The organism is Mycobacterium sp. shizuoka-1, assembly GCF_002723835.1.
Taxonomy (GTDB): Bacteria; Actinomycetota; Actinomycetes; order Mycobacteriales; family Mycobacteriaceae; genus Mycobacterium.
This window is the reverse complement of sequence record NZ_BEWG01000100.1, coordinates 1-21606: the sequence shown is the minus strand read 5'-3', so window position 1 is coordinate 21606 and position 21606 is coordinate 1. Positions and strand designations below refer to the sequence as shown.

The 21606-nt window shown below is 68.8% G+C and carries 21 protein-coding genes; 14 read left to right on the top strand and 7 right to left on the bottom strand.

Going from position 1 to position 21606, the window contains the following annotated elements; genetic code table 11:
* Nucleotides 1–12: 12 nt before the first annotated feature.
* The gene (locus MSZK_RS25425; protein WP_099251310.1) at nt 13–1350 is read left to right on the top strand and encodes a cytochrome P450; all 1338 of its coding nucleotides are present in this window, start codon (nt 13–15) and stop codon (nt 1348–1350) included.
* On the opposite strand, the gene MSZK_RS25420 is transcribed toward MSZK_RS25425, so the two are convergent.
* Nucleotides 1314–1922, bottom strand: coding sequence for a peptidase M50 (locus MSZK_RS25420; protein ID WP_099251325.1), 609 nt, complete (start codon nt 1920–1922; stop codon nt 1314–1316). The genes MSZK_RS25425 and MSZK_RS25420 overlap by 37 nt on opposite strands.
* Before the next feature lie 69 nt (nt 1923–1991).
* On the opposite strand from MSZK_RS25420, the gene MSZK_RS25415 reads away from it, so the two are divergent.
* Genes MSZK_RS25415 through MSZK_RS25405 form a run of 3 tightly spaced genes read left to right on the top strand, consistent with a single transcriptional unit; the run spans nt 1992 to nt 4685 of the window.
* Nucleotides 1992–3287 carry an adenylosuccinate synthase gene (locus MSZK_RS25415; protein WP_099251309.1) on the top strand — a complete coding sequence of 432 codons (1296 nt, stop codon included), beginning with the start codon at nt 1992–1994 and terminating at the stop codon, nt 3285–3287.
* Nucleotides 3284–3985, top strand: a complete 702-nt coding sequence (locus MSZK_RS25410) for a PaaI family thioesterase (protein ID WP_099251308.1) — start codon at nt 3284–3286, stop codon at nt 3983–3985. Before MSZK_RS25415 ends, MSZK_RS25410 begins: the two co-directional genes overlap by 4 nt.
* A gap of 43 nt (nt 3986–4028) precedes the next feature.
* Nucleotides 4029–4685 carry a hypothetical protein gene (locus MSZK_RS25405; protein WP_199203488.1) on the top strand — a complete coding sequence of 219 codons (657 nt, stop codon included), beginning with the start codon at nt 4029–4031 and terminating at the stop codon, nt 4683–4685.
* A gap of 2 nt (nt 4686–4687) precedes the next feature.
* Here the strand turns inward: MSZK_RS25405 and MSZK_RS25400 are convergent, their stop codons facing one another.
* Nucleotides 4688–5893 (bottom strand): cytochrome P450, encoded by a 1206-nt coding sequence (locus MSZK_RS25400; RefSeq protein WP_099251307.1) that lies wholly within the window; start codon nt 5891–5893, stop codon nt 4688–4690.
* A 9-nt stretch (nt 5894–5902) separates the two neighbouring features.
* On the bottom strand, nt 5903–8002 hold the full coding sequence (locus tag MSZK_RS25395; protein ID WP_099251306.1) for an MMPL family transporter: 2100 nt from the start codon (nt 8000–8002) through the stop codon (nt 5903–5905).
* A 59-nt stretch (nt 8003–8061) separates the two neighbouring features.
* On the opposite strand from MSZK_RS25395, the gene MSZK_RS25390 reads away from it, so the two are divergent.
* Genes MSZK_RS25390 through MSZK_RS25360 form a run of 7 tightly spaced genes read left to right on the top strand, consistent with a single transcriptional unit; the run spans nt 8062 to nt 13460 of the window.
* Nucleotides 8062–8544, top strand: coding sequence for a MarR family winged helix-turn-helix transcriptional regulator (locus MSZK_RS25390; RefSeq protein ID WP_099251305.1), 483 nt, complete (start codon nt 8062–8064; stop codon nt 8542–8544).
* An 8-nt stretch (nt 8545–8552) separates the two neighbouring features.
* On the top strand, nt 8553–9698 hold the full coding sequence (locus MSZK_RS25385; protein ID WP_099251304.1) for an AAA family ATPase: 1146 nt from the start codon (nt 8553–8555) through the stop codon (nt 9696–9698).
* 21 nt (nt 9699–9719) lie between these two features.
* Nucleotides 9720–10898: a formate-dependent phosphoribosylglycinamide formyltransferase gene (gene purT, locus MSZK_RS25380; protein ID WP_099251323.1), complete on the top strand. Its 1179-nt coding sequence runs from the start codon at nt 9720–9722 to the stop codon at nt 10896–10898.
* Entirely contained in the window at nt 10895–11332 is a 438-nt protein-coding gene (locus tag MSZK_RS25375; protein WP_099251322.1) for a lumazine-binding protein, read from the top strand. The genes purT and MSZK_RS25375 overlap by 4 nt, the downstream gene beginning before the upstream one ends.
* 45 nt (nt 11333–11377) lie before the next feature.
* Nucleotides 11378–11791 (top strand): rhodanese-like domain-containing protein, encoded by a 414-nt coding sequence (locus MSZK_RS25370; RefSeq protein WP_099251303.1) that lies wholly within the window; start codon nt 11378–11380, stop codon nt 11789–11791.
* Nucleotides 11788–13014 (top strand): O-succinylhomoserine sulfhydrylase, encoded by a 1227-nt coding sequence (locus MSZK_RS25365; RefSeq protein ID WP_099251302.1) that lies wholly within the window; start codon nt 11788–11790, stop codon nt 13012–13014. The genes MSZK_RS25370 and MSZK_RS25365 overlap by 4 nt, the downstream gene beginning before the upstream one ends.
* Before the next feature lie 2 nt (nt 13015–13016).
* Nucleotides 13017–13460 (top strand): hypothetical protein, encoded by a 444-nt coding sequence (locus MSZK_RS25360; protein ID WP_099251301.1) that lies wholly within the window; start codon nt 13017–13019, stop codon nt 13458–13460.
* Nucleotides 13461–13534: 74 nt separating this feature from the next.
* On the opposite strand, the gene MSZK_RS25355 is transcribed toward MSZK_RS25360, so the two are convergent.
* Nucleotides 13535–14398: an SDR family oxidoreductase gene (locus tag MSZK_RS25355; RefSeq protein ID WP_099251300.1), complete on the bottom strand. Its 864-nt coding sequence runs from the start codon at nt 14396–14398 to the stop codon at nt 13535–13537.
* Nucleotides 14399–14454: 56 nt separating this feature from the next.
* Here MSZK_RS25355 and MSZK_RS25350 point away from each other — a divergent pair, with 56 nt between their 5' ends.
* Nucleotides 14455–14940: a GNAT family N-acetyltransferase gene (locus tag MSZK_RS25350; RefSeq protein ID WP_099251299.1), complete on the top strand. Its 486-nt coding sequence runs from the start codon at nt 14455–14457 to the stop codon at nt 14938–14940.
* 31 nt (nt 14941–14971) lie between these two features.
* On the opposite strand, the gene MSZK_RS25345 is transcribed toward MSZK_RS25350, so the two are convergent.
* Entirely contained in the window at nt 14972–15706 is a 735-nt protein-coding gene (locus tag MSZK_RS25345) for an MBL fold metallo-hydrolase (RefSeq protein ID WP_099251298.1), read from the bottom strand.
* Between the two features lie 95 nt (nt 15707–15801).
* Between MSZK_RS25345 and MSZK_RS25340 the strand changes: the two genes are divergently transcribed.
* Both MSZK_RS25340 and fgd read left to right on the top strand, forming a co-directional pair.
* The gene (locus tag MSZK_RS25340; protein ID WP_371411384.1) at nt 15802–16923 is read left to right on the top strand and encodes an MBL fold metallo-hydrolase; all 1122 of its coding nucleotides are present in this window, start codon (nt 15802–15804) and stop codon (nt 16921–16923) included.
* A 58-nt stretch (nt 16924–16981) separates the two neighbouring features.
* Nucleotides 16982–17992, top strand: a complete 1011-nt coding sequence (fgd, locus tag MSZK_RS25335; protein WP_099251297.1) for a glucose-6-phosphate dehydrogenase (coenzyme-F420) — start codon at nt 16982–16984, stop codon at nt 17990–17992.
* Here the strand turns inward: fgd and MSZK_RS25330 are convergent.
* Together MSZK_RS25330 and MSZK_RS32485 are read right to left on the bottom strand one after the other, a co-directional pair.
* On the bottom strand, nt 17989–19692 hold the full coding sequence (locus MSZK_RS25330; protein ID WP_233211511.1) for a hypothetical protein: 1704 nt from the start codon (nt 19690–19692) through the stop codon (nt 17989–17991). The two genes, fgd and MSZK_RS25330, sit on opposite strands and share 4 nt — an antisense overlap.
* Nucleotides 19679–21606: hypothetical protein (locus MSZK_RS32485; RefSeq protein ID WP_099251295.1), on the bottom strand; the 1928-nt coding region annotated here is incomplete at its 5' end. The genes MSZK_RS25330 and MSZK_RS32485, both read right to left, overlap by 14 nt.

Here is a 21606-nt window from a genome sequence, read left to right as displayed (position 1 = left end):
GATCGTGGGGGTATGCGCCCGCCCCGCCTGCCCGCACCCAAGCCATTCTCGGCCCTGTTCGGCGGCCTGTACGCCGCTGCGTACGGGCTGGGCGGCCAGCCGCTGGTCTACCAGGCCGTGCAGCGGCTGGGCCCGGTGGTGGCGTTGCCGGTGCTGGGTTTCGGGCCGGTGGTCGCGGTCGCCGATGCCACGCTCGCCAAACAGGTGTTCAGCGCCAAGCCGGACGCGCTTCTCGGTGGCGAGGGGGTGGGCCCGGCCGCAGCCATCTATGGGGCGGAGTCGATGTTCGTCCAGGAAGAACCCGAGCATCTGCGCCGGCGACGATTGCTGACGCCGCCGCTGCACGGTGCCGCGCTCGACGGCTACGTGCCCGTCATCGAGGCCGTCACCCGGGCCGCGATGGCCGCCTGGCCGGTCGGCAGGCCGATGCGGATGCTCGACGCGGCCCGGGAGCTGACCCTCGACGTGATCGTCCGGGTGATGTTCGGCCTCGACGACCCGGCCGAAGTCGCACGCTTCGGCGAACCGTTCGACGAGTTGCTCACCCTGGCCGTCTCACCCGAGACACCCGTCCGCTACGCCCTGCGCCGGGCCGGGGCGCTGCGCGCCTGGACCAGGTTGGCGGCGGTCAACCGCCGAATCGACGAGCTGGTCTTCGGCTTGATCGCGCAGCGCCGCGCCGACCCCGTCCCTGCCGGCGGCATCCTGTCAATGCTGCTGGACGCCCGCAACGAATCTGGTGAAGGGTTGTCGGACAAGGAAATCCGTGCCGATCTGATCACGCTGGTGCTGGCTGGGCACGAAACGACGGCAACCACCTTGGCATGGTTGATCGACCTGCTGGTGCACCACCCCCAGGCCTTGGAGCGGGTGCGCGCCGAAGCGGTATCCGGTGCGACGGCCTACACCGAGGCGGTGATCAACGAGACCTTGCGGCTACGTCCGCCGGCACCGATCACCGGCCGGATGACCGCCGGCCACTTCCAGCTGGGCGACTACACCCTGGCGCCGGGCACCCGGATCGTGCTGCTGCTCGACGTGATCAATCGCGACCCGCAGACCTACCCCGACCCGGACGAGTTCCGGCCGGAACGGTTCCTCGGAACCCGTCCCCAGCCCTATGCCTGGATCCCGTTCGGTGGCGGAATCAAGCGTTGCATCGGAGCCGGCTTCTCGATGTGCGAGCTGGTCACGGTGCTGCACACCATCCTGCGGGAGGCCCGCTTGGAGCCGGTCAGCGCCCGGCTGGAAAGCCCGCCACTGGGTGCTGCACCGGTGCTGGTACCCCGTGACGGCGCGCGGGTGTACTTCTTTCACGACACCCGCAGCCAGCCCGTGGTGTGCCGGTAGAACGCCGAGCGGGTGACCTCGCGGGGTGCCGGGACGCCGTCACGCACCACCCGGGCGCCGGTGCTGCCGAGCTGCACGGCCCGGCCGGTCAGCCATCGTCGCGGGCGCATCCGGCCGCTGCACACCGCGGCCCGCAGGCCGGGCATCGCGGCGGTCGGCTCGATCCGCACGGCCGTCACGTCCCCGTCGAACAGCACCGCGTCGTCGACCACGGCCTCGCCGTGGAGCACCCGCTCCCCGCCGGGCGGCAGCCAGAACGCGGTCCGCACCAATGCCGCACCCGTCTCGTCGCGAATCAGCGGAACACGTTGCGCCGCACCGGCCAACGCCCGCCGGGCACCCCACCAGCCCGACACCCCGGCCACCTCGACGTCGAGACGATCGGTGCGCAACAGCCGGGTCAGCACGGCCGACAGGTCGGTCGACGAGCCCACCACCACGACCCGCGAAGCCCCCTCGACAGCGGCATCGATGGCCGCCACATCGGGCCCGTCGTGGCACCGCAGATCGGCCAGTGGACGGGGCAGCCGGCGGTCGCCGAAACGCAACACGGTGATCTCGGTGTTGGTCAACGACACTCCTCGTGCTGCGCTCCGATAGGGTAGGTCACCGGCTGCACCACAATAAGCAGGAGAAACACCATGCCGGCAATCGTCCTCATCGGCGCCCAATGGGGTGACGAGGGCAAAGGAAAAGCCACCGATCTCCTCGGTGGGCGCGTGCAATGGGTGGTGCGCTACCAGGGCGGTAACAACGCCGGGCACACCGTGGTCTTGCCCACCGGCGAGAACTTCGCCCTGCATCTCATCCCCTCCGGCATCCTGACCCCCGGGGTGACCAACGTGATCGGCAACGGCGTCGTCGTCGATCCCGGGGTGCTGCTGACCGAGCTCGCCGGGCTCGAGGATCGCGGCGTCGACACCTCCGGGCTGCTGATCTCGGCCGATGCCCACCTGTTGATGCCGTATCACGTGGCCATCGACAAGGTGACCGAGCGCTATATGGGTAGCAAGAAGATCGGCACCACCGGCCGCGGCATCGGGCCCTGCTACCAGGACAAGATCGCCCGGATGGGCATCCGGGTCGCCGACGTGCTCGATCCCGACCTGCTGGCCGCCAAGATCGGCGCCTCCCTGGAGCTCAAGAACCAGGTGCTGGTCAAGATCTACAACCGCAAGGCGCTCGACGCCGGTGAGGTGCTCGAGGCGCTGCTGGCCCAGGCGGAGGGATTCAAGCACCGGATCGCCGACACCCGGCTGCAGCTCAACACCGCGCTGGAGGCCGGTGAGACGGTGCTGCTGGAGGGCTCGCAGGGCACGCTGCTCGATGTCGACCACGGCACCTATCCGTATGTGACGTCGTCGAACCCCACCGCTGGTGGCGCCGCGGTCGGCTCCGGCATCGGCCCGACCCGGATCACCACCGTGCTGGGCATCCTGAAGGCCTACACGACGCGGGTCGGGTCGGGGCCGTTCCCCACCGAGCTGTTCGACGAGAACGGTGCCTATCTGTCCAAGACCGGCGGCGAGGTCGGCGTCACCACCGGCCGGGCACGCCGCTGCGGTTGGTTCGACGCGGTGATCGCCCGCTACGCCACGCGGGTCAACGGCATCACCGACTACTTCCTGACCAAGCTCGACGTGTTGTCCAGCCTGGAGACGGTGCCGATCTGCGTCGGTTACACGGTCGACGGCAAACGCACGGACGAGATGCCGATGACCCAGAGCGACATCGCCCGGGCCGAGCCGGTTTACGAAGAACTGCCCGGGTGGTGGGAGGACATCTCCGGCGCCCGAGAGTTCGATGATCTGCCGGCCAAGGCCCGCGACTACGTGCTGCGGCTCGAAGAGCTTGCCGGAGCCTATGTTTCGTGCATCGGCGTGGGGCCGGGCCGGGATCAGACGATCGTGCGCCGCGACGTGCTGGCGCCGCGATGACGGATCGCGGCGATGAGCGCTCGCGCGAAGAGCAGACTGCTGATGAGCGCTCGCGCGAAGAGCAGACTGATAAGGAATACGAACTCGATCCCGACTACTACAAGCACGGCGGCTTCCCGAAATTCGAGGTAGCCCGGCCCGGAGAGGGATTCGGCCGGTTCCTCGCAGCGATGCGCCGGGTGCAGGATCTGGCCGTGTCGGCCGACCCGGCGCCCGACGTCTGGAGCGCCGCCGCCGACGGCGCCGAACAGCTGGTGGCGTTGCTGGATCCGTTCGAGGCGGCCGAAGGCGTGGGCCCGGCCAATCGGGTGCCCAGCCTGCCCGGGGCGGGCAGCCTGCTGATGCCGCCGTATCGGGTGACCAAGTTCGACGCCGAGGCGGTCGAATTGACCCTGCGGTTCAGCCGGTTCCATGTCGGCGGCAACTACGCCGTGCACGGCGGTGTGCTGCCGCTGACGTTCGATTCGGTGTTCGGCATGGTCATCCACGCCACCGGGCGGCCGATCAGCCGGACCGCCTTTCTCCATGTGGACTACCGCAACGTCACCCCCATCGACACCGAGCTGTCGGTGCGGGGCTGGCTGCGGGAAGCGCAAGGGCGCAAGGCGTTCGTCAACGCGGAGATGCGGACCCCGGACGGCACCCTGTGCGCCGAAGCGCACGGTCTGATGGTGCGTCTGCTGCCTGGGCAACCCTGACATCTGTCACCATGACGACGTGGCCGCGAATCGCACGTCGACGATGAAAACCCTGACCACCCCGCGGGCCGCCGCGGCCGCCGGGGTGGCGTTCGCACTGTTGTTCGGCGCCAATCTGATCCTGATCCGCTCGTCGCTGCCCGAGGGTGCCCAACCCGGTTCGCAGTGGCTGGATGCCGCGACGGACAAGATGAAGATCGCCGCGGTGCTGATGCCGTTCGCCGGGATTGCGTTCCTGTGGTTCATCGGAGTGGTCCGAGACGGTCTGGGCCGCTTCGAGGACAAGTTCTTCGGCACCGTGTTCCTGGGCAGCGGACTGCTGTTCCTGGCGATGATGTTCGTGACGAGCGCGATCGGCGCGGGACTGTCGGGCAGCAACAGCGCCGTGGGTCAGGAGGCTCTCGGGCACAGCGAGGTGGCGGTCTTCGGGCAGATGGTGGTGCTGGCGCTGTCGAAGACCTACGCGCTGCGGATGGCGGCGGTCTTCATGATCTCGCTGGCGACGATCTGGTTGCGCACCGGTCTGATGCCGCGCTGGCTGGTGTTCGTCAGCTATGTGCTTGCGGTGTCGCTGCTGATCTCCAGCGACATCAGCATGTGGCTGACTCTGAGCTTCCCGATCTGGGTGCTGGTCGTCAGCCTGCTGCTACTGGCGCGCGCCGGGGTGTTCGAGGGCCTTCGCGACGACTTCACGGACTGAGCTCACCAGGTCACCGGTAGCGCCCGGACACCGTAGATGAAGTGGAACGGTTTGAACTCGGTCTGCTCGAACGGCTCCGCGCAGGCCAGGCCCGGAAACCGCTGCAGCAGTGCGGGAAACGCGATCCGCATCTCCATGCGGGCCAGCGGCGCGCCCAGGCAGTGATGGACGCCGTGGCCGAAGGCCAGGTGGCCCAGGGTGTCTCGGCTGATGTCCAGTGTGTCGGGGTCGTCGACCAGCGCCGTATCCCGGTTGCCGGAGGCCAGCGCCGCCAGCACCAGACTGCCCGCCGGGATCGCGACCCCGGCGATGTCGACGTCGGCGGTCGTCATCCGCGGGATGCTGCTGTGCACGATCGACAACCAGCGCAGCAGTTCTTCGACCGCGGGGCCGACCGCGCCGGGATCGTCGCGCACCGTGGCGAGCTGCTCGGGGTGCCGTAGCAGCGCCAGGGTGCCCAGGCTCAGCATGTTCGACGTGGTCTCGTGGCCGGCGAGCAGCAACAGGCCGGCGATGCCCACCAGCTCGGCGTCGCTGAGCTCGTCGCCGTGCTCGCGGACCAGCATGCCGAGCATGTCTTCGCGGGGTGCCCTGCGGGCGCCGGCCACCAGTGAGGCCATGTAGTCGCGGCCCTGCCGGACCAGCTCGAGTCGTTCGGGGATCGGGATGGACAGGTCGAGTTGACGGGCGCTGCGGCGCTGGAAGTCGTCGCGGTCGGCGTAGGGGACACCGAGTAGTTCGCAGATCACCAGCGAGGGGATCGGCAGCGCGAACTCGGCCACCAGATCGGCTGGTGCGCCTGCCTGTTCGATCGCATCGAGCCGGTCGGCGACGATCTCGGCGATGCGCGGCTCGAGCGCTTTCATCCGGCGCACGGTGAATTCGCCGGTCAGCATCCGGCGCAGCCGCGTGTGCTCGGGGGGATCGAGGGCCAGCAGATTGCCGGCCCGGGCGGTGGCCTGTTCGTTCTCGGGCAGCGGCGGTGCGCCGGGGACGACGAAACCAGGGGGCCTGCTGTTGGCGAAGTGTTCGTGGTCGGACAGCACCGCCTTGATGTCGTCGTAGCGGGTGACCAGGTAGACCTGCATGCCGAAGGCGTTGACCGCGGTCACCACCCCACTGCCGTCGCGGATGTCGCGCAGCTCCGGTATGGGGTCGAACCCGTTGCGCCGCATGTGCAGTGGCGGCAGGGTCGCGGCGGGTGTCATGACACGACGTTACGCGCGGTCTGCGGGCTCGATCTCGGCGCGAGTGAAGGCAGGCCACCAGATCGCCGGCCCGATCAGGGTGAACAGCGCGGGGATGACGACCGTGCGCACGAGGAAGGTGTCCAGCAGGATGCCCAGGCCGACGATGATGCCCAGCTGGGTCAACACGATCAGCGGCAGCACGCCCAGCACGGTGAACACCGTCGCCAGCACGATACCGGCGCTGGTGATGACGGCCCCGGTCGCCGAGACCGCCCGCACGATCCCGCCGCGGGTGCCGTACCGGGGTGTCTCCTCGCGGGCCCGGGTGACCAGGAAGATCGTGTAGTCCACCCCGAGCGCGACCAGGAACAGGAACGCGAACAGCGGCGTGGTGATGTCCAGCGCCGGAAATCCGAGCAGATGCACGCTGACCCAGCCGCCCAAACCGAGCGCGGCCATCGTGGACAGCACGGTGGCCGCGACCAACACCAGCGGAGCCAGTGCAGCCCTCAGCAGGATGTAGAGCACCGCCAGCACGACGATCAAGATGGCGGGGATCACCACCCAGCGGTCGTGGACCGCGGCGTCCTTGGCGTCCAGGGCCTGCGCGTCCGAGCCGCCCACCACCGCACCGGGATCGGCCCGGTGCACCGAATCACGCAGGGCGGCAACGGTATCGAACGCGGCCTCGGAGGCAGGCTCGGCGGCGATGACCACCTGCCATTGAGACAGGCCGGTGTCGGACTGGCCCGCGGGGTTGACGCTGACGACGCCGGGTGTGACCCTGATCGCCGCGTCGATGGCGGAGCTGTCGGCGGTCTTGCCGATGACGCGGGTCGGGTCGGTGAGCCCGCTGGGGAAGTGCGCAGACAGCGTGCGGTAGCCGGTCACCGAGTCGGCGCTGACCCGGAACTGGTCGATCTGGTTGAGCCCGATCGGCGTTGCGAGCAGGCCGGCAGCCAGAACGGCCAGCACCGCGGTGGCCGCAACGGTGACGCGACCGGCGTGCCCGGACACCCAGTCGGCCACCCAATGCCAGGCGCCGGTGCCGGTGATCTCATCGCTTCCGGCGCGAGGGATGAACGGCCAGAACAACTTCGGGCCGAACACTGCCAGCAGCGGTGGGAGCACCAGCAGGACGAAGACGGCGGCGACCAGCAGCCCGGATGCGGCCTGCACACCCAGGCTGCGGGTACTGGGGGAGGACGCGAACAGCAGGGTGAGCAGCGCCAGCACCACGGTGGCATTGCTGGCGGCGATCGCCGGACCGGCGAAACGAACCGCGGTGCGCAACGCCGCCCGGTGCTCAGGCGTGCGACGCAGTTCCTCCCGGTAGCGCGAGATCAACAGCAGCGCATAGTTGGTGCCGGCCCCGAAGACCAGCACGCTGGTGATGCCCGAGGTCGAACCGTCGGCCGTCATGCCGGTGGCTTCGGCGATGGCGGTGCCCAGGACGGCGGCCACCCGATCGGCGAACGCGATCACCAGCAGCGGCACCAGCCACAGCACCGGCGAGCGGTAGGTGACGATCAGCAGCAGTGCGACCACCGCACCGGTGACGGCGAGCAGGGTGATGTTGGCCCCGGCGAACGCGTTCGCGATGTCGGCGCCGAAGGCGGGCCCGCCGGTGACGTTGACGGCCAGGTCGGCGGGCAGCCCGTCCTTGGCGGCCTGTCGCACGGACTTGACCTGGTCGTTGAGCGCGAAGCCGGACAGTGTGGAGTCGATCGACACCGGTGCCAGGGCGGCCTTGCCGTCCTGCGAGGCGCTGACGGGAATGGGTGGTCCGGGGGTGCCGGTCGCGGCGACCATCCGCCCGCGGGCGGCGTCGGCGGCGGCCAGGTCGGCCGGCGTCAGCTCGGCGCCATCGGCTCGGGTGACGACCAGGATCACCGGGGCCGTGCCCCCGCCGGGAAACTCTTTCAGCAGCGCGGCCACCCTGGCCGATTCGGCGCTGGGTGGCAGCGAGACCGGCGACTGGTCGGCGGAACTGCTTTGCCCGACCACGCCCATCAGGCCGCCGCCGAGCAGCGCGACGATCAGGGCGAGCAGCCAGGAATGCCGACTGGTGACAAGATCGCCGATGCGTTCCCACCCTGCGCGCCGGACGTCAGCTCCGCGATGCATAGCTCAAACATAGCTTCATTTTCTTAACATTTCACCTACTTAACAGATAGGCTGATGCGATGGATCTCTCCGGCCGAGCGGCCCTGGAGTCGGCCGTGGTCGCCGACGTCCAGGCGTTGTCGGCCGAATCCGACCAGATCGGTCGGGCGTTCGCTGGTACCCACCGGCTGTCGGCCAACGACTTCCGGGCGCTGGTGCACGTCATGGTCGCCGAGAACGCCGGCGCCCCCTTGACGGCCGGAGAACTGCGTGAGCGGATGGGGTTGTCCGGGGCGGCAATCACCTACTTGGTCGAGCGGATGATCGAGTCCGGTCACCTGCGCCGCGATTCCGACCCGGCCGACCGCCGCAAAGTGATCCTTCGCTACGCCGACCACGGCATCGAGGTGGGGCGGGCCTTCTTCACCCCGCTGGCCGGCCACACCCATGGCGCGCTGTCCACATTGCCCGACGAGGACCTCGCCGCCGCGCACCGGGTGTTTTCCGCGGTGCTGTCCGCGATGACCACCTTCCGCTCGGAGCTGTCGGAGCCTGCTGGTTAGCTGACACCGTGCTCGACACCGTGGCCGTGGAGAACTACCGCTCGCTACGCCGCCTGGTCCTGCCGTTGCGCGGTCTCAACGTCGTCACCGGCCCGAACGGCTCCGGCAAGTCCAGCCTGTATCGGGCATTGCGACTGCTGGCCGATTCGGCGCGCAACGGCGCGGTCAGTGCGCTGGCCCGCGAGGGTGGGCTGAGTTCGACGATGTGGGCGGGGCCCGGCACGAAGGGCCCGGTCAGCCTCAAGCTGGGGTTCGCCGGTGACGACTTCGGCTACGCGGTGGACTTCGGCATGCCGCAGGAGACCGAAACGGCCTTCAACCTGGATCCCGAGATCAAGTCGGAAGTCGTGTGGGCGGGTCCGGCGCTGCGGCCCTCGGCGCTGCTGGCTCAGCGGTCGGTACGCACGGTTCTGCTCCGCGACGTCGACGACGGTTGGCGTCCCGCCGCCACGCTGCGGCCGTTCGACAGCATGCTCAGCGAAATCGCCGATCCGCAGGCGGCGCCGGAACTGCTGGCGCTGCGCGAGCGGGTGCGCTCGTGGCGGTTCTACGACCACGTGCGCACCGACAGCGATGCGCCGGCGCGGCTACCCCAGATCGGCACCCGGACCATGGTGTTGAGCCATGACGGGGCCGACCTCGCGGCGGCGCTGCAGACCGTCGCCGAGGTCGGCGACTCGGGCGCGCTGGCCGAGGCGGTGGACAACGCGTTTCCCGGCAGCCGGGTGGAGATCCGCAGAAGCGACGGCCGCTTCGAGGTCACTCTCCGCCAGCCGGGGATGCTGCGGGCGTTGACGGCCGCCGAGCTGTCCGACGGGACGCTGCGCTATCTGCTGTGGGTGGCCGCGTTGCTCACCCCCCGGCCTGCCGAGCTGACGGTGCTCAACGAGCCCGAGTCCAGCCTGCACCCGGACCTCCTACCCGCGCTGGCCGCGTTGATCGCCCGGTCCTCGGAGCGCTCCCAGATCGTCGTCGTCACCCACGCAGCGGCGTTGGTCGATGCGCTGCGCCGCCGACGGCGCGACGTCAATGCCATCGAACTCACCAAGGACGCCGGAGCCGCCGGGCCGGCGACATCGAACGTGGGCGCGACCGCGATCGTCGGCCAGGGCCTGCTCGACGAGCCGTCCTGGCACTGGCCTGCACGGGGCTGAGCCCACCTATCCTTGGGCATCATGCGCGTGATGCTGGTCGGGTCTGGTGAACTGAGCCGCGAGCTGGTGCTGGCCTTCCAGCGGCTCGGCGCCGAGGTCGTCGCCGTCGACCGCTACGCCGACGCACCCGCTCACGACGTCGCCGACGAGGCGCTCGTCGTGAAGATCACCGACCCCGAGGAACTGACCGCCGCCATCGCCCGGGTCGAACCGGCCTACGTGGTGGTCGACACCAATGCCGTGGCCATCGACGCGCTGCGCTCGGCGGCCGACGGCGGAACCACCCAGGTCGTGCCGGGCGTGTATGCCACCCAGTTGAGCCTGGACCGGGAGGGGATGCGCCGGCTGGCGGCCGACGAGCTGGGCCTGCCGACCGCGCCGTTCTGGTTCGCCGGGTCTGTCGACGAGCTGACCGCCGTCGCCGAGCACGCCGGTTTCCCCCTGGTGGTCAAGCCGGTGATCGGGGTGCCGGGCCAGGGCCAGTCGGTGCTGCTACGCCCGGACGACGTGGAACCCGCCTGGCAGCGGGCCGTCGCGGCCGGCGGCCGGGTGCCGCACAACCGGGTGCTGGCCGAGACGGTCGTCGAGATCGACTATGCGGTCACGCTGCTGACGGTGCGCACCGACGGCCCCGCCGGACCGGCCCTGCACTTCTGTGAGCCGATCGGCCATCGCCAGCTCGACGGCGGGGTGCTGGAGTCCTGGCAGCCGCAGCAGATGACGGTCGCGGCGCTCGGCGCGGCGAAGTCGGTGGCCGCCCGGATCGTGCGCGCGCTCGGGGGCCGCGGCGTGTTCGGGGTCGAGTTGCTGGTCCGTGGCGACGAGGTGTACTTCTCTGACGTGAGTGTGCGCCCCTACGACAGCGGCTTGGTCACCCTGCGCACCCAGCGATTGTCGGAGTTCGAACTGCATGCCCGGGCCGTGCTCGGCCTGCCGGTCGACACCATCATGATCTCGCCGGGCGCCGCCGAGGTGACCTACGGCGGCCCCGATGATTCCACCGCCACCCCGGACGTCAACCCCGCGGTGCTGGCCGAGGCGCTGGTCGTGCCGGAGAGCGACGTGCGGCTGTTGGGCAGCCACGACGGGTCGGCCCGGTCGCGGCTCGGGGTCGCGCTGGCCACCGCATCCGACGTCACCTCCGCCCGGGACCGGGTCCGGCAGGTCTCGACCGCGCTGCACCGGGCGTGGCGGGCGTGACCGAACCGCAGGGCGACGGCTCGAGCCCGATGCCCATTTTGATCGCGCTGGGTGTTGCCCTGGCGGTGCTCGCCGCTGTGGGCATCTCGTGGCTGGTCAGCGACGTCCCGATGAGCGACGACACGTTGGTCGGTCGCGCCGCCGTCGGCCAGAACGACGCCCTGCAGCGCGAGAACTACCCGGATTTTCGCAAGTTCACCTGCCCGGCACAGCAGGGTGACGAGGCCGAAGTTCTTGCCCGGCAACGTAACTCCAAGACCACCCAGGGTGCCCGGTACGTCGACGACGTCACGGAGGTGAAGATCGACGGTGACCGCGCCACCGCGACTGTCGTCTATCACTTCGAGAAGACGCCGGACAACAAGGTCAAGGCGCCGATGACGTTCACCCGCCAAGGTGGGCAGTGGACGGTCTGCTCGCCCGGTCCCGCCTGAGGGATCGCGCGGTTCGTTCCAGGTTGGTGTGGAAGGATCGGCCGGGTGAGCTATGCAGGAGATATCACCCCGGAGCAGAGCTGGAAACTGCTCAGCGACAACCCCGACGCGGTGCTGGTGGACTGCCGCACCGACGCCGAATGGCGATGGGTCGGGGTGCCCGACCTGTCCGGCCTGGGCCGCAACGTGGTGTTCGTGGAGTGGAATCACGGCAACGGGCAGCACAACGACGATTTCGTGGCCGACCTGATCGCCGCCGGCGTCACGCCCGGCGACCGCCCGGTCGTCTTCCTCTGCCGCTCGGGGAACCGCTCGATCCCGGCCGCCGAGGCGGCCACCGCGGCGGGAATTGCGCCGTCGTACAACATGCTTGACGGGTTCGAAGGCCAGCTCGACGAGAACGGTCATCGCGGGGTCAACGGCTGGCGTGCGCTGGGCCTGCCCTGGAAGCAGTCATGAGCCAACCCGACGTGCCGTCGGTGCGGATCCCCGCACCGCTGCCCGACGGGGTCAGTCAGGCCACCATCGGGGTGCGCGGCGGGCTGCTGCGCTCGGGCTTCGAAGAGACCGCCGAGGCGATCTACCTCACCTCCGGCTACGTCTACTCCTCGGCCGCCGAGGCCGAGAAGGCCTTCACCGGTGACATCGACCGCTACGTCTACTCCCGGTACGGCAACCCGACGATCTCGATGTTCGAGGAGCGCCTGCGGCTGATCGAGGGGGCGCCCGCGGCGTTCGCGACGGCGTCGGGGATGTCCGCGGTGTTCACCGCGCTGGGCGCGCTGCTGGGTGCCGGGGATCGGCTGGTTGCCGCGCGCAGCCTGTTCGGCTCGTGCTTCGTGGTGTGCAGCGAGATCCTGCCGCGGTGGGGTGTGGAGACCGTCTTCGTCGACGGCGAGGACCTCGCGCAGTGGGAGGAGGCGCTGTCCACGCCGACGCAGGCGGTGTTCTTCGAGACGCCGTCGAATCCGATGCAGTCGCTGGTCGACATCGCCGCGGTCGCCGAGATGGCCCATGCCGCCGGTGCGAAAGTGGTGCTGGACAACGTGTTTGCCACCCCGCTGCTGCAGCAGGGCATTCCGCTCGGGGTGGACGTGGTGGTGTATTCGGGCACCAAGCACATCGACGGCCAGGGCCGGGTGCTCGGCGGTGCGATCCTCGGCGACAAGGAGTACATCGACGGTCCGGTGCAGAAACTGATGCGCCACACCGGTCCTGCGCTCTCCGCGTTCAACGCGTGGGTGTTGCTCAAGGGGCTGGAGACGATGTCGGTGCGAGTGAACTACAGCAACGCCTCCGCGCAGCGGATCGCCGAGTTCCTCGAAGGCCACCCCGCCGTGCGCTGGGTGCGTTATCCGTACCTGGCGTCGCACCCGCAGTACGACCTCGCCAAGCGGCAGATGTCCGGCGGCGGCACGGTGGTGACCTTCGAGTTGGATGCCCCCGAGGGCAAGGCCAAGGACCGTGCCTTCGAGGTACTGGACAGGCTGCAGGTGATCGACATCTCCAACAACCTTGGTGACGCCAAGTCGTTGATCACCCACCCCGCGACCACCACTCACCGCGCGATGGGCCCGGAGGGTCGCGCGTCGATCGGGCTCGGTGACGGGGTGGTGCGGATCTCGGTCGGACTGGAGGGCACCGAGGACCTGCTCGCCGACCTGGATCGCGCGCTGGGTTAGCGGTGTCGCGCAACTCCGATGCCAAGAAGGCCCGCCGCAAGAAGCGGCAGGTCAGCCGGGACTCGCGCTGGCTCCCGGACCACATGAAGGGCGCGATCGACGACGTCGACGTCGAACTCGCGCAGGCGGTGGAGACGTTCGACGAGTGGCTGACGTCCCGTGGCTGGACCTTCGACGCCGAGTTCTCCACCGAGACGCTGATCAGCTGGTTCTACGAACCGTCGGCCGCCGAGGTGGTCGACGACCGGTTCGAGCCGGTCACCCGGATCTGGATCACGGCCGCGGGAGCCGACGACGACTTCCCCGAGCGGGTCACCGCGGTGCTGGTCGGCACCGACGGTGCCGGGCAGGGCGCGCTCTACACCGTGGCGCCCGAAGTCCTGCTGGCCCACATCGACGCGGTGGAGACCTACCGGCCGGGGGCCGCGGTGCCGGTTCTCGGCTGAGGGGCGCCCAAGCTGTCGTTACCGCGTGAAAGTGCGAGTGGCGGTGTCGATAACGACAGTCTGGACGCGCTGATTCAGTCTGCGTCAGGGGTCTCGAGCACGCCGGTGGCGGTCTGCGCGCGCTTCTCATACGAGGCGCGGGCGCTGGTGTCGAAGTCGAGAAACACCCGATCGGTGCCCATCTGCTTGGACAGCCACCGCCGCCCGCGCGGCGGCAGGAACATCACCGCGGCCGCCAGGAACCGTGAGTAGGACGGAACGGAGACAGCGGTTTTCGGCTTGTCCAGTGCGCTGATGACCGCGGCGGCGATGTCCTCGGGCTGCACCGGCTTGGTGGCGCCGGTCGCATGGGTTCCCGCGATCAGCTCGGTGTTGGTGAAGGTCGGCAATACAGCGCTGACCTCGACACCCTGCGGCGCGAACTCGTCGGCCAGCCCGGTGGACAGGCCGACGACGGCGAACTTGGTTCCGGCGTAGAGCGCCTGGCCGGGCACCGCGAGCATGCCGGCCATCGACGCGATGTTGACGATGTGGCCGCTGCGGCGCCGGACCATCTCCGGCAACACCAGCCGGCAGCCGGTCACCACCCCGTAGAAGTTCACCTCGATGGCGGTGCGGATCGCCTGCTCGGAGTGGTCCAGGAACGGGCCGACCGGCATGACGCCGGCATTGTTGATCAGCACGTCGATATGGCCGCCGCCGTCGGCGCGGGCCTTGTCCAGAAATGTCGCGAACGACTCGGGATCGCTGACGTCCAGCGGATAACCGGACACCGGGCCGAGTTTGCTCAGCTGGGCGACCGCCGACTCCTCCAGCGCCACGTCCCGGTCGCCGATCACCACGCGCGCGCCGCGCTGCAGAAGCGCCCGGGCGGTGGCGAAACCGATGCCCCGGGCAGCACCGGTGATGGCGATGGTCTTGCCGCGGATGTTGTCCATGGCCAGCGACTTTACAGGTGTCAACTTTTTTGCGGAAGGGGCGGCACAATGGAGCGGTGACCAGCCTGCGCTTCGTGCCCGTCGACCAGGACGACGAGCTGGCCCAACCGCTGCTGGCCGAGCTGGCCACCGAATACGCCGTCCGCTACGACGGCACCGAGGAGGGCGTCGCGCGCTGGCTGCGCAGCCAGCCGGCCGAGACCTTCCGGCCGCCCGACGGCGGCATGCTCATCGGTGTCCTCGGCGATCGGCCGGTGACCGGCGGGGCGTTCTGCCGCTTCGATGACGACACCGCCGAGCTCAAGCGCATCTGGACCGACAGCGCCCACCGGCGGCGCGGGTACGCCACCACGCTGCTCGCCGCGCTGGAGACCGAAATCGCCCGGCGCGGCTACCGACGGGTCTACCTGACCACCGGAAATCGCCAGCCCGAAGCCGAAGCGCTGTATGACAGCACCGGCTACCGACGGCTGGCCGAGCCGCTGCCCAGCGATACCGAGCAGTACCCGATCGCGTTCGTCAAAGCAGTGCCGAACCGCTGACTGAATTCCTTGCGGGACAGGTCAATCCGACTCAGCGCGGCGTGGCCTGACGCGCCGCCTCGCTGATCGGACCGAACCAAAGCTGGCCGTGCCCGGGAATCAGGGTGTCGGTCTCCAGCATCGCCAGCGCGGACAGGCTGCGCACACAGTCGGCCTCGTCGTGGTTGAACACCCGGTGCAGCAGTTGCGGGCCGGTGCGCGTTGCCAGCGGGTGGCCGGTGACCAGCGCGTCGCCGCTGACCAGCACGCCGTCGACCAGGTAGGAGCAGTGCCCGCCGGTGTGGCCGGGGGTCGGCACCGCCAGCGGCCGGCCGGGCAGCCGCTCGGCGACGTCCTCGGTGAGCGCACCGGCCGACGGGATCCCGTCCTTCTTCAGCGCGCCTTTGCCGACGATGTCGAGCGACCACTTCACCCAGCGCGGCTGCCAGGCGTGCGCCATCAGCGCCACCGGCGAGGCCTGTTGCAGGTATTCGCGTTTGGCGTGGCCGACTTCGTCTGCATGGCAGTAGACCGGGGTGCCGTAGGTCGTGGCGAACCAGATCGCCGTCCCGAAGTGGTCGACGTGGGCGTGGGTCAACAGAATCGCCGTCACGTCCGACGGCCCGAATCCGAGCTCGGCCAGCGATGCCACCACATCGGCACGGCTGCCGGGGAACCCGGCGTCGATCAGCATCACACCGGCGTCGTCGGCGACGATCGTCCAATTGACCAGCGGTGTGTGCACCATGTGGACGCGTTCGGTGACGGCGGTCAGGGCCGGGGGCATGCCGCGATCTTAGGCGCAGCATGTGGTGGGCCGGATTCGTGACGGGACGACATCGTCGGCACGATAATTCGCTGTGACCGCAGTACGCTCTCGGCGTGACGGAGCGCTGCGACCACGACCCCCAACGTCGACTGGATGCGATCTCTCGACGGACTGCCCTGGTAGCCGGCTCGGCAGCGCTGGGAGCGGCAGTGCTGACCGGATCGGCCGACAAGCCCAGGGACGCGCCGCTGCCGGCGACCGGCACCCCGGCGGTTTTGCCCGACAATGCCCTGATCACGTTGGGTGTGGCGGCCGGACCGCCGCCGTCGGCCAACAGTTACGGCATCTCGACCGCGCTCAAACTCGGCAGCGACCTGTACGTGATCGATTGTGGGCTCGGCTCGCTGAATGCCTTCACCAACGCGGGCCTGAGTTTCGACGACGTGCGGTCCATGTTCATCACGCACCTGCACACCGACCACATCGTCGACTACTACAGCTTCTTCCTCTCCGGCGGTTACAAGGCGCCGCACGGCAAACCCGCGGTGATGGTGTATGGGCCGGGGCCGGCCGGTGGGCTACCGCCCAGCGAGCTCGGTGATCCCGATCCGCCCACGGTCAATCCCGCGGACCCGACACCGGGACTGGCCGCGACGACGGCCGCGCTGCACAAGGCATTTGCCTACACCAGCAATATCTTCATCCGCGACGTCGGGATCGTCGATATCGAGAGGTTGGTCAAGGTCAACGAGATCCGAGTTCCTCCCGGCTCGAACTACCGGCACAGATCACCGCAGACGGCACCTTTTCCGGTGATGGAGGACGACAACATGGTCGTCACCGCCACGCTGGTGTCGCACTACGACGTCTACCCGGCGTTCGCCTTCCGCTTCGATCTGAAGAACCCGGCTGTGTCGATCACGTTCTCCGGAGACACCACCAAGTCGGACAATCTGATTCGGCTCGCCCAGGGCACCGACATTCTGGTGCACGAGGCGATGATCACCCTCGACGATGCCTACTACGGCGACAGCTTCCCCCCGACCTATCTACAGAACTCACACACCTCGGCCGAACAAGTGGGCGAGGTCGCCGCGGCGGTCAACCCGCGTCAGATCATCCTGAGCCACTACTACCCGGTCGATCTGCCGGACTCGCAGTGGCTCGATGAGGTGGGAAAGAACTTCACCGGCCAGACCACCGTCGCCAAGGACGGCCAAGTCTTCCCGCTCTGAACGCCTGCCTGAGACCCTCGGCTGCCAGACCCGCGTCCACTGGAGTAGAAACGAGAGCGTGGCTGAACTGAAACTGGGATACAAGGCATCGGCGGAGCAGTTCGCGCCGCGGGAGTTGGTCGAGCTGGCGGTGCTGGCCGAGGCGCACGGGATGGACAGTGCCACGGTGAGCGACCATTTCCAGCCGTGGCGCCACGAGGGTGGACACGCGCCGTTCTCGCTGGCCTGGATGACAGCGGTGGGCGAGCGCACCGAGCGGCTGATCCTGGGCACCTCGGTGCTGACCCCCACTTTCCGGTACAACCCGGCCGTCATCGCGCAGGCGTTCGCGACCATGGGCTGCCTGTACCCGGACCGGATCTTCCTGGGCATCGGCACCGGCGAAGCCCTCAACGAGATCGCCACCGGATACGAAGGCGAATGGCCCGAGTTCAAAGAGCGTTACGCCCGGCTGCGCGAGTCGGTGCGGCTGATGCGTGAACTGTGGCTGGGCGACCGGGTCGATTTCGATGGCGAGTACTACAAGACCAAGGGCGCCTCGATCTACGACGTGCCCGACGGCGGCATTCCGATCTACATCGCGGCGGGCGGCCCGCAGGTGGCGAAGTATGCAGGGCGCGCGGGCGACGGTTTCATCTGCACATCGGGCAAGGGCGAAGAGCTCTACAAGGACAAGCTCATCCCGGCCATGCGCGAGGGCGCCGAGGCCGCGGGCAAGAACCCTGACGACATCGACCGGATGATCGAGATCAAGATCTCCTACGACCCGGATCCCGAACTGGCGCTGAACAATACGAGGTTCTGGGCGCCGCTGTCACTGACCGCCGAGCAGAAGCACAGCATCGACGATCCGATGGAGATGGAGAAGGCCGCCGACGAGCTGCCGATCGAGCAGGTGGCCAAGCGCTGGATCGTGGCGTCGGATCCCGACGAGGCAGTCGAGAAGGTCAAGGACTATGTCGACTGGGGCTTGAACCACTTGGTGTTCCACGACCCGCGCCACGATCAGCGGCGCTTCCTGGAGCTCTTCAAGAAGGATCTGGAGCCCCGGCTGCGCAAGCTCGGCTAGGACTGGGGCTGGGGTGGCCCGGTCACTTCATAGATGCGCCAACGGATTTGGCCGGTGGCGCCAACGGCGGCGAACACCAGTCTGCCGAAGCCGGCGCCGTCGGCCCACAACGTCGGCCAGCGCAGGTTGACGGCGTCGGGTGCGTCGTTGAGGGCGGGGTTGCTGACCAGGATGTAGCGGACGCGATTGTCCCAGGGCCGGTTGAGCGCGGCGGCGAAGTCGTAGTCGCTGGTGACCACGAATTGCTTGGGATCGTCTGAGTACAGCCAGATGCCCCAGCCGGCAAAGGTGTCCATCAGCACCGACCCGTTGGGCAGGTGTTGGTTGTCGAGATAGTCGGCGATCAGCCGATCGTCGGTCCGTAGCCGGCGGTACCACTGTTCGGCGGGCGGGTACTTCTGCGGGTCGATGATCGACCGCCAGCCGAATTGAAGGTGCTGGTTGCCGATGTCGGGGTTGAGCATCGCCGTGGCGGTCACCGGGAACACCAGCAGCGACGCGCAGAGCAGGGCGGCGCCGGCCTTCACGGCGGTCGCGGGTTTCTCGCCGTGCCGACCGATTGTGCGGACGGGCGCCCAACAGCACATCGCGATGACGATGACCATCGGAATCGCCAGGATGTAGAACCGGAACCAGCCGAATGTGGTGCCGGTGAACTGACCCCAGGCGGCGAACGCCAGCACTGAGCCGAAGACGGCCAGTGGGACGAGGGGATCGGCTCGTCTGGTCTTCGCCGCCAGCCAGACCGCGAGTGCGACGGCGATCCCGCTCACCGGCTGCATGGCCAGCAGGCGCATCGCGATGATGAGCGGTTCGTTGTTGCCGGACTTGTCGGTGGTCATGCCGCGCAGCGCGGCTGTGGCGATCTGGCCGGCGTTGCCGTAGGTCGAGGACAGGGTGGCGAACAGGTCACCGGTGGTGACCCAGCCGACCACGGCCCATGACGTGAACGCCACGCCGATGGGAAACCCCACGATCAGGATGTTGAGGGCGGTGCGCTGCCACAGCATCCGCCGGTCGGTGAAGGCGCGATCGCTCAACGACACCAGGGCCACCAGCATCGCGGTGGCCGCCGCGCTGAACGCGAACTCGTAGCGGGCGAGATACCCGACAGCCATCGCGATCCCCACCCAGGCCAGATGGCCGACGTCTCGAGAATCGACCCAACGCAACAGGTTTCGTGCGGCCCATAGCGTGCAGAAGATCTCGGCGGCCTCGCTCATGCCGGACGCGCCGTAGATGACGATCACCGGGTTGGCCGCCAGCGCCACGATCGCGACCCGGCGCCATACGGCGCTCAGACCGCGATCCATCGCGATCCGGCGCACCATCACCACCGCGGCGGCCATGAACATCGCGCTCTGCACCACCGCGGCCAGGCCCTGGGTCTTCAGTTCCGGCCACCACCGCGACAACGGCAGCAGCGGGATCTCGGTGAGACTGGGCAGTGGATTCCACACGAACCCGATCGCCGAGACGTGCGGGTCACGGCTCATGATCGCGTAGCCGGCGTTGGCCAGCCGGCTCGGACCGTCCGGGTCGAAGTAGTTGTAGCGCAGGATCATCACGGTGCCGACGGCGAAGTAGGCGACCGAGCAGAACAGGAACAGAGCTATCCCGGCGGTCGGGCTCGGACGGCGACGGACCGAGCTGACGTCGTCCGCCGCCGGTGCCCAGCGGGCGAGCTCAGCTACCGACACGGCGGCGCCGGTACACGATCAGGCCCGCCGCCGCGACCAACGCCACGGCCAGAGCGCCTCCGCTGAGCCAGATCCACCACTGCCAGGCCGGGTCGGCGACTGGTCGCGGCGCCATGGGGCCACCCTCGCGCACCGTGAGATTAACGGTCACGTTCTTGGCGCCGGTGGCGATCACGTCGCCCGACAGCGAAGACCAGCGGTTGTCTTGGGACCGGATGTAGTCGAAGCCGCGGTCCACCAACGTCCAATCTCCGTTGGCGGTGACCGCGAGCACCGGCCGACTGTGGTCGGTGAATGCCTGGATCACACCGAGGGGACCGTCGAGGTTCACCGCGGTGACCGGGTCGCCGTTGACGGTGACCGAGTTCGTCTCGCCGGGTGTCACCGGTGCCTTGAGCCCGGAGCGGGCAACCTGCTGCGAGTCACCGACGACGAGTAGCGCCGAGCCGGACTTGACGGCGTCGGCCATGGGTCGGATCACCGGTCGCAGCGGGGTGTCGGTGCTCTGGCCCATCAGGTTGATCGCTTGTGCCGCATACCGAATCGACTCCGCGTCGCCCAGCGTGACGCTGAACTCCGGGGTGAACGCCATCGGCAGCGCCGGAAAACCACCCCGGTTGCCGGTGCCGGGTGTGACCGAGACGGTCGAACTCGGGTCGAGAGCGAACGTCAGTCGGTCGCTGAGCGGCGCGCAGTCCTGCTTCGGCGAGTACTGCACGTCCAGCGCCAGACCGGTCTGCGAGGAGATCACATCGGCGGGAACGTCGGCGGTGATGTCGAGGCGCCCCGACGAATCCAGGGTGTGCGATGCAAGCTGGGTCGAGCCGCTGCGCAGCACCACCGATCCGCTGCCAGCGGCGATCGGCGTGTACCGCGCGATCAGGTGCAACTGCGCGCCCTGGATGGGACCGACGCCGAATGCGGTGGCGTCGAAAGCGGTGTACAGCGTGGCGGTTCCGAGCACGGACACCTGCGATGTCATGCCCAGCTGCCCGAACGTCAGGAGGTTGGTGGACGGCTTCATGGTGTCGATGACGGTGTTGACCGTCGCCGCCCCACCCTGGGCCAGATCGATCCGCCGGTCGGTGAACAGTGCCACCTGGTTCTGCAGGGTGCTGTCCTGGCCGCTGATCACCAGGGCGGCGTTCGGCGTGCCGGGGTCGCGGACCGTGAGTCCCGGTTTGGGATCCGGGCGGAACTCGATCAGGCGGGTGTCGGTCGGGTCGACGGGGGTCGGCTGCTCGGCGGTGTCGATGTCGATGCGCACCGGCATCGGCCGGTACAGCGAGCTGAGTTTGGCGTCCAGCGACAACGCGGCCTGCTGTACGTCCTTCGGTGCGTCGGGGCCGACCCACAGGACGAACCGGGACAGGTAGCCGGGGCGGTAGTCGGAGACGGCGGTGGGCGCCGGTGACTGTCCCACGAACGTCGTCGCCAGCTGGCTCAGGGTCACCGATGGCGGGACCGCGCAGCTGTTGCCAGGTGGATTGTCGTCGTGCAGAACGAAGCTCAGCTTCGCGACGCCGTCGGTGATCATGGCCTGGGTGGTGTCGATCGCGAACGGCGCCGTCGATGTGCCTGCCGGAACCGGAATCTCACCGAGCACGATGCCACGGGAGTCCACCACGTCGACGCGGCCGCTGGCGACGTTGACCACCGAGCCGATCTGGCCGGTCACCATCGAGCTGGAGATGCCGGGCGGCACCGGCATTCCGGCCTCGTTCGGCATGGTCGAGCCGACCAGGACGATCTTGTCGGCGAGCCCGAACTGGCGCCAGCTGACCGGCGGACGCACGATCGTGGCGGGATCGACCGGCACCTCGGTGGTGGCCTCGACTGCGGGAGGCTCGGCGGCGGGGATCTCCGCGGCGGCCGGGTCGGCAGCGCCGGGGTCGGCGGGGGCGGGTTCCGTCG

Coding starts and splice junctions, on each gene's coding strand:
- MSZK_RS25425 (WP_099251310.1), top strand. CDS start 13: ATGCGCCCGCCCCGCCTGCCCGCACCCAAGCCATTCTCGGCCCTGTTC.
- MSZK_RS25415 (WP_099251309.1), top strand. CDS start 1,992: ATGCCGGCAATCGTCCTCATCGGCGCCCAATGGGGTGACGAGGGCAAA.
- MSZK_RS25410 (WP_099251308.1), top strand. CDS start 3,284: ATGACGGATCGCGGCGATGAGCGCTCGCGCGAAGAGCAGACTGCTGAT.
- MSZK_RS25405 (WP_199203488.1), top strand. CDS start 4,029: ATGAAAACCCTGACCACCCCGCGGGCCGCCGCGGCCGCCGGGGTGGCG.
- MSZK_RS25400 (WP_099251307.1), bottom strand. CDS start 5,893: ATGACACCCGCCGCGACCCTGCCGCCACTGCACATGCGGCGCAACGGG.
- MSZK_RS25395 (WP_099251306.1), bottom strand. CDS start 8,002: ATGCATCGCGGAGCTGACGTCCGGCGCGCAGGGTGGGAACGCATCGGC.
- MSZK_RS25390 (WP_099251305.1), top strand. CDS start 8,062: ATGGATCTCTCCGGCCGAGCGGCCCTGGAGTCGGCCGTGGTCGCCGAC.
- purT (WP_099251323.1), top strand. CDS start 9,720: ATGCGCGTGATGCTGGTCGGGTCTGGTGAACTGAGCCGCGAGCTGGTG.
- MSZK_RS25365 (WP_099251302.1), top strand. CDS start 11,788: ATGAGCCAACCCGACGTGCCGTCGGTGCGGATCCCCGCACCGCTGCCC.
- MSZK_RS25355 (WP_099251300.1), bottom strand. CDS start 14,398: ATGGACAACATCCGCGGCAAGACCATCGCCATCACCGGTGCTGCCCGG.
- MSZK_RS25345 (WP_099251298.1), bottom strand. CDS start 15,706: ATGCCCCCGGCCCTGACCGCCGTCACCGAACGCGTCCACATGGTGCAC.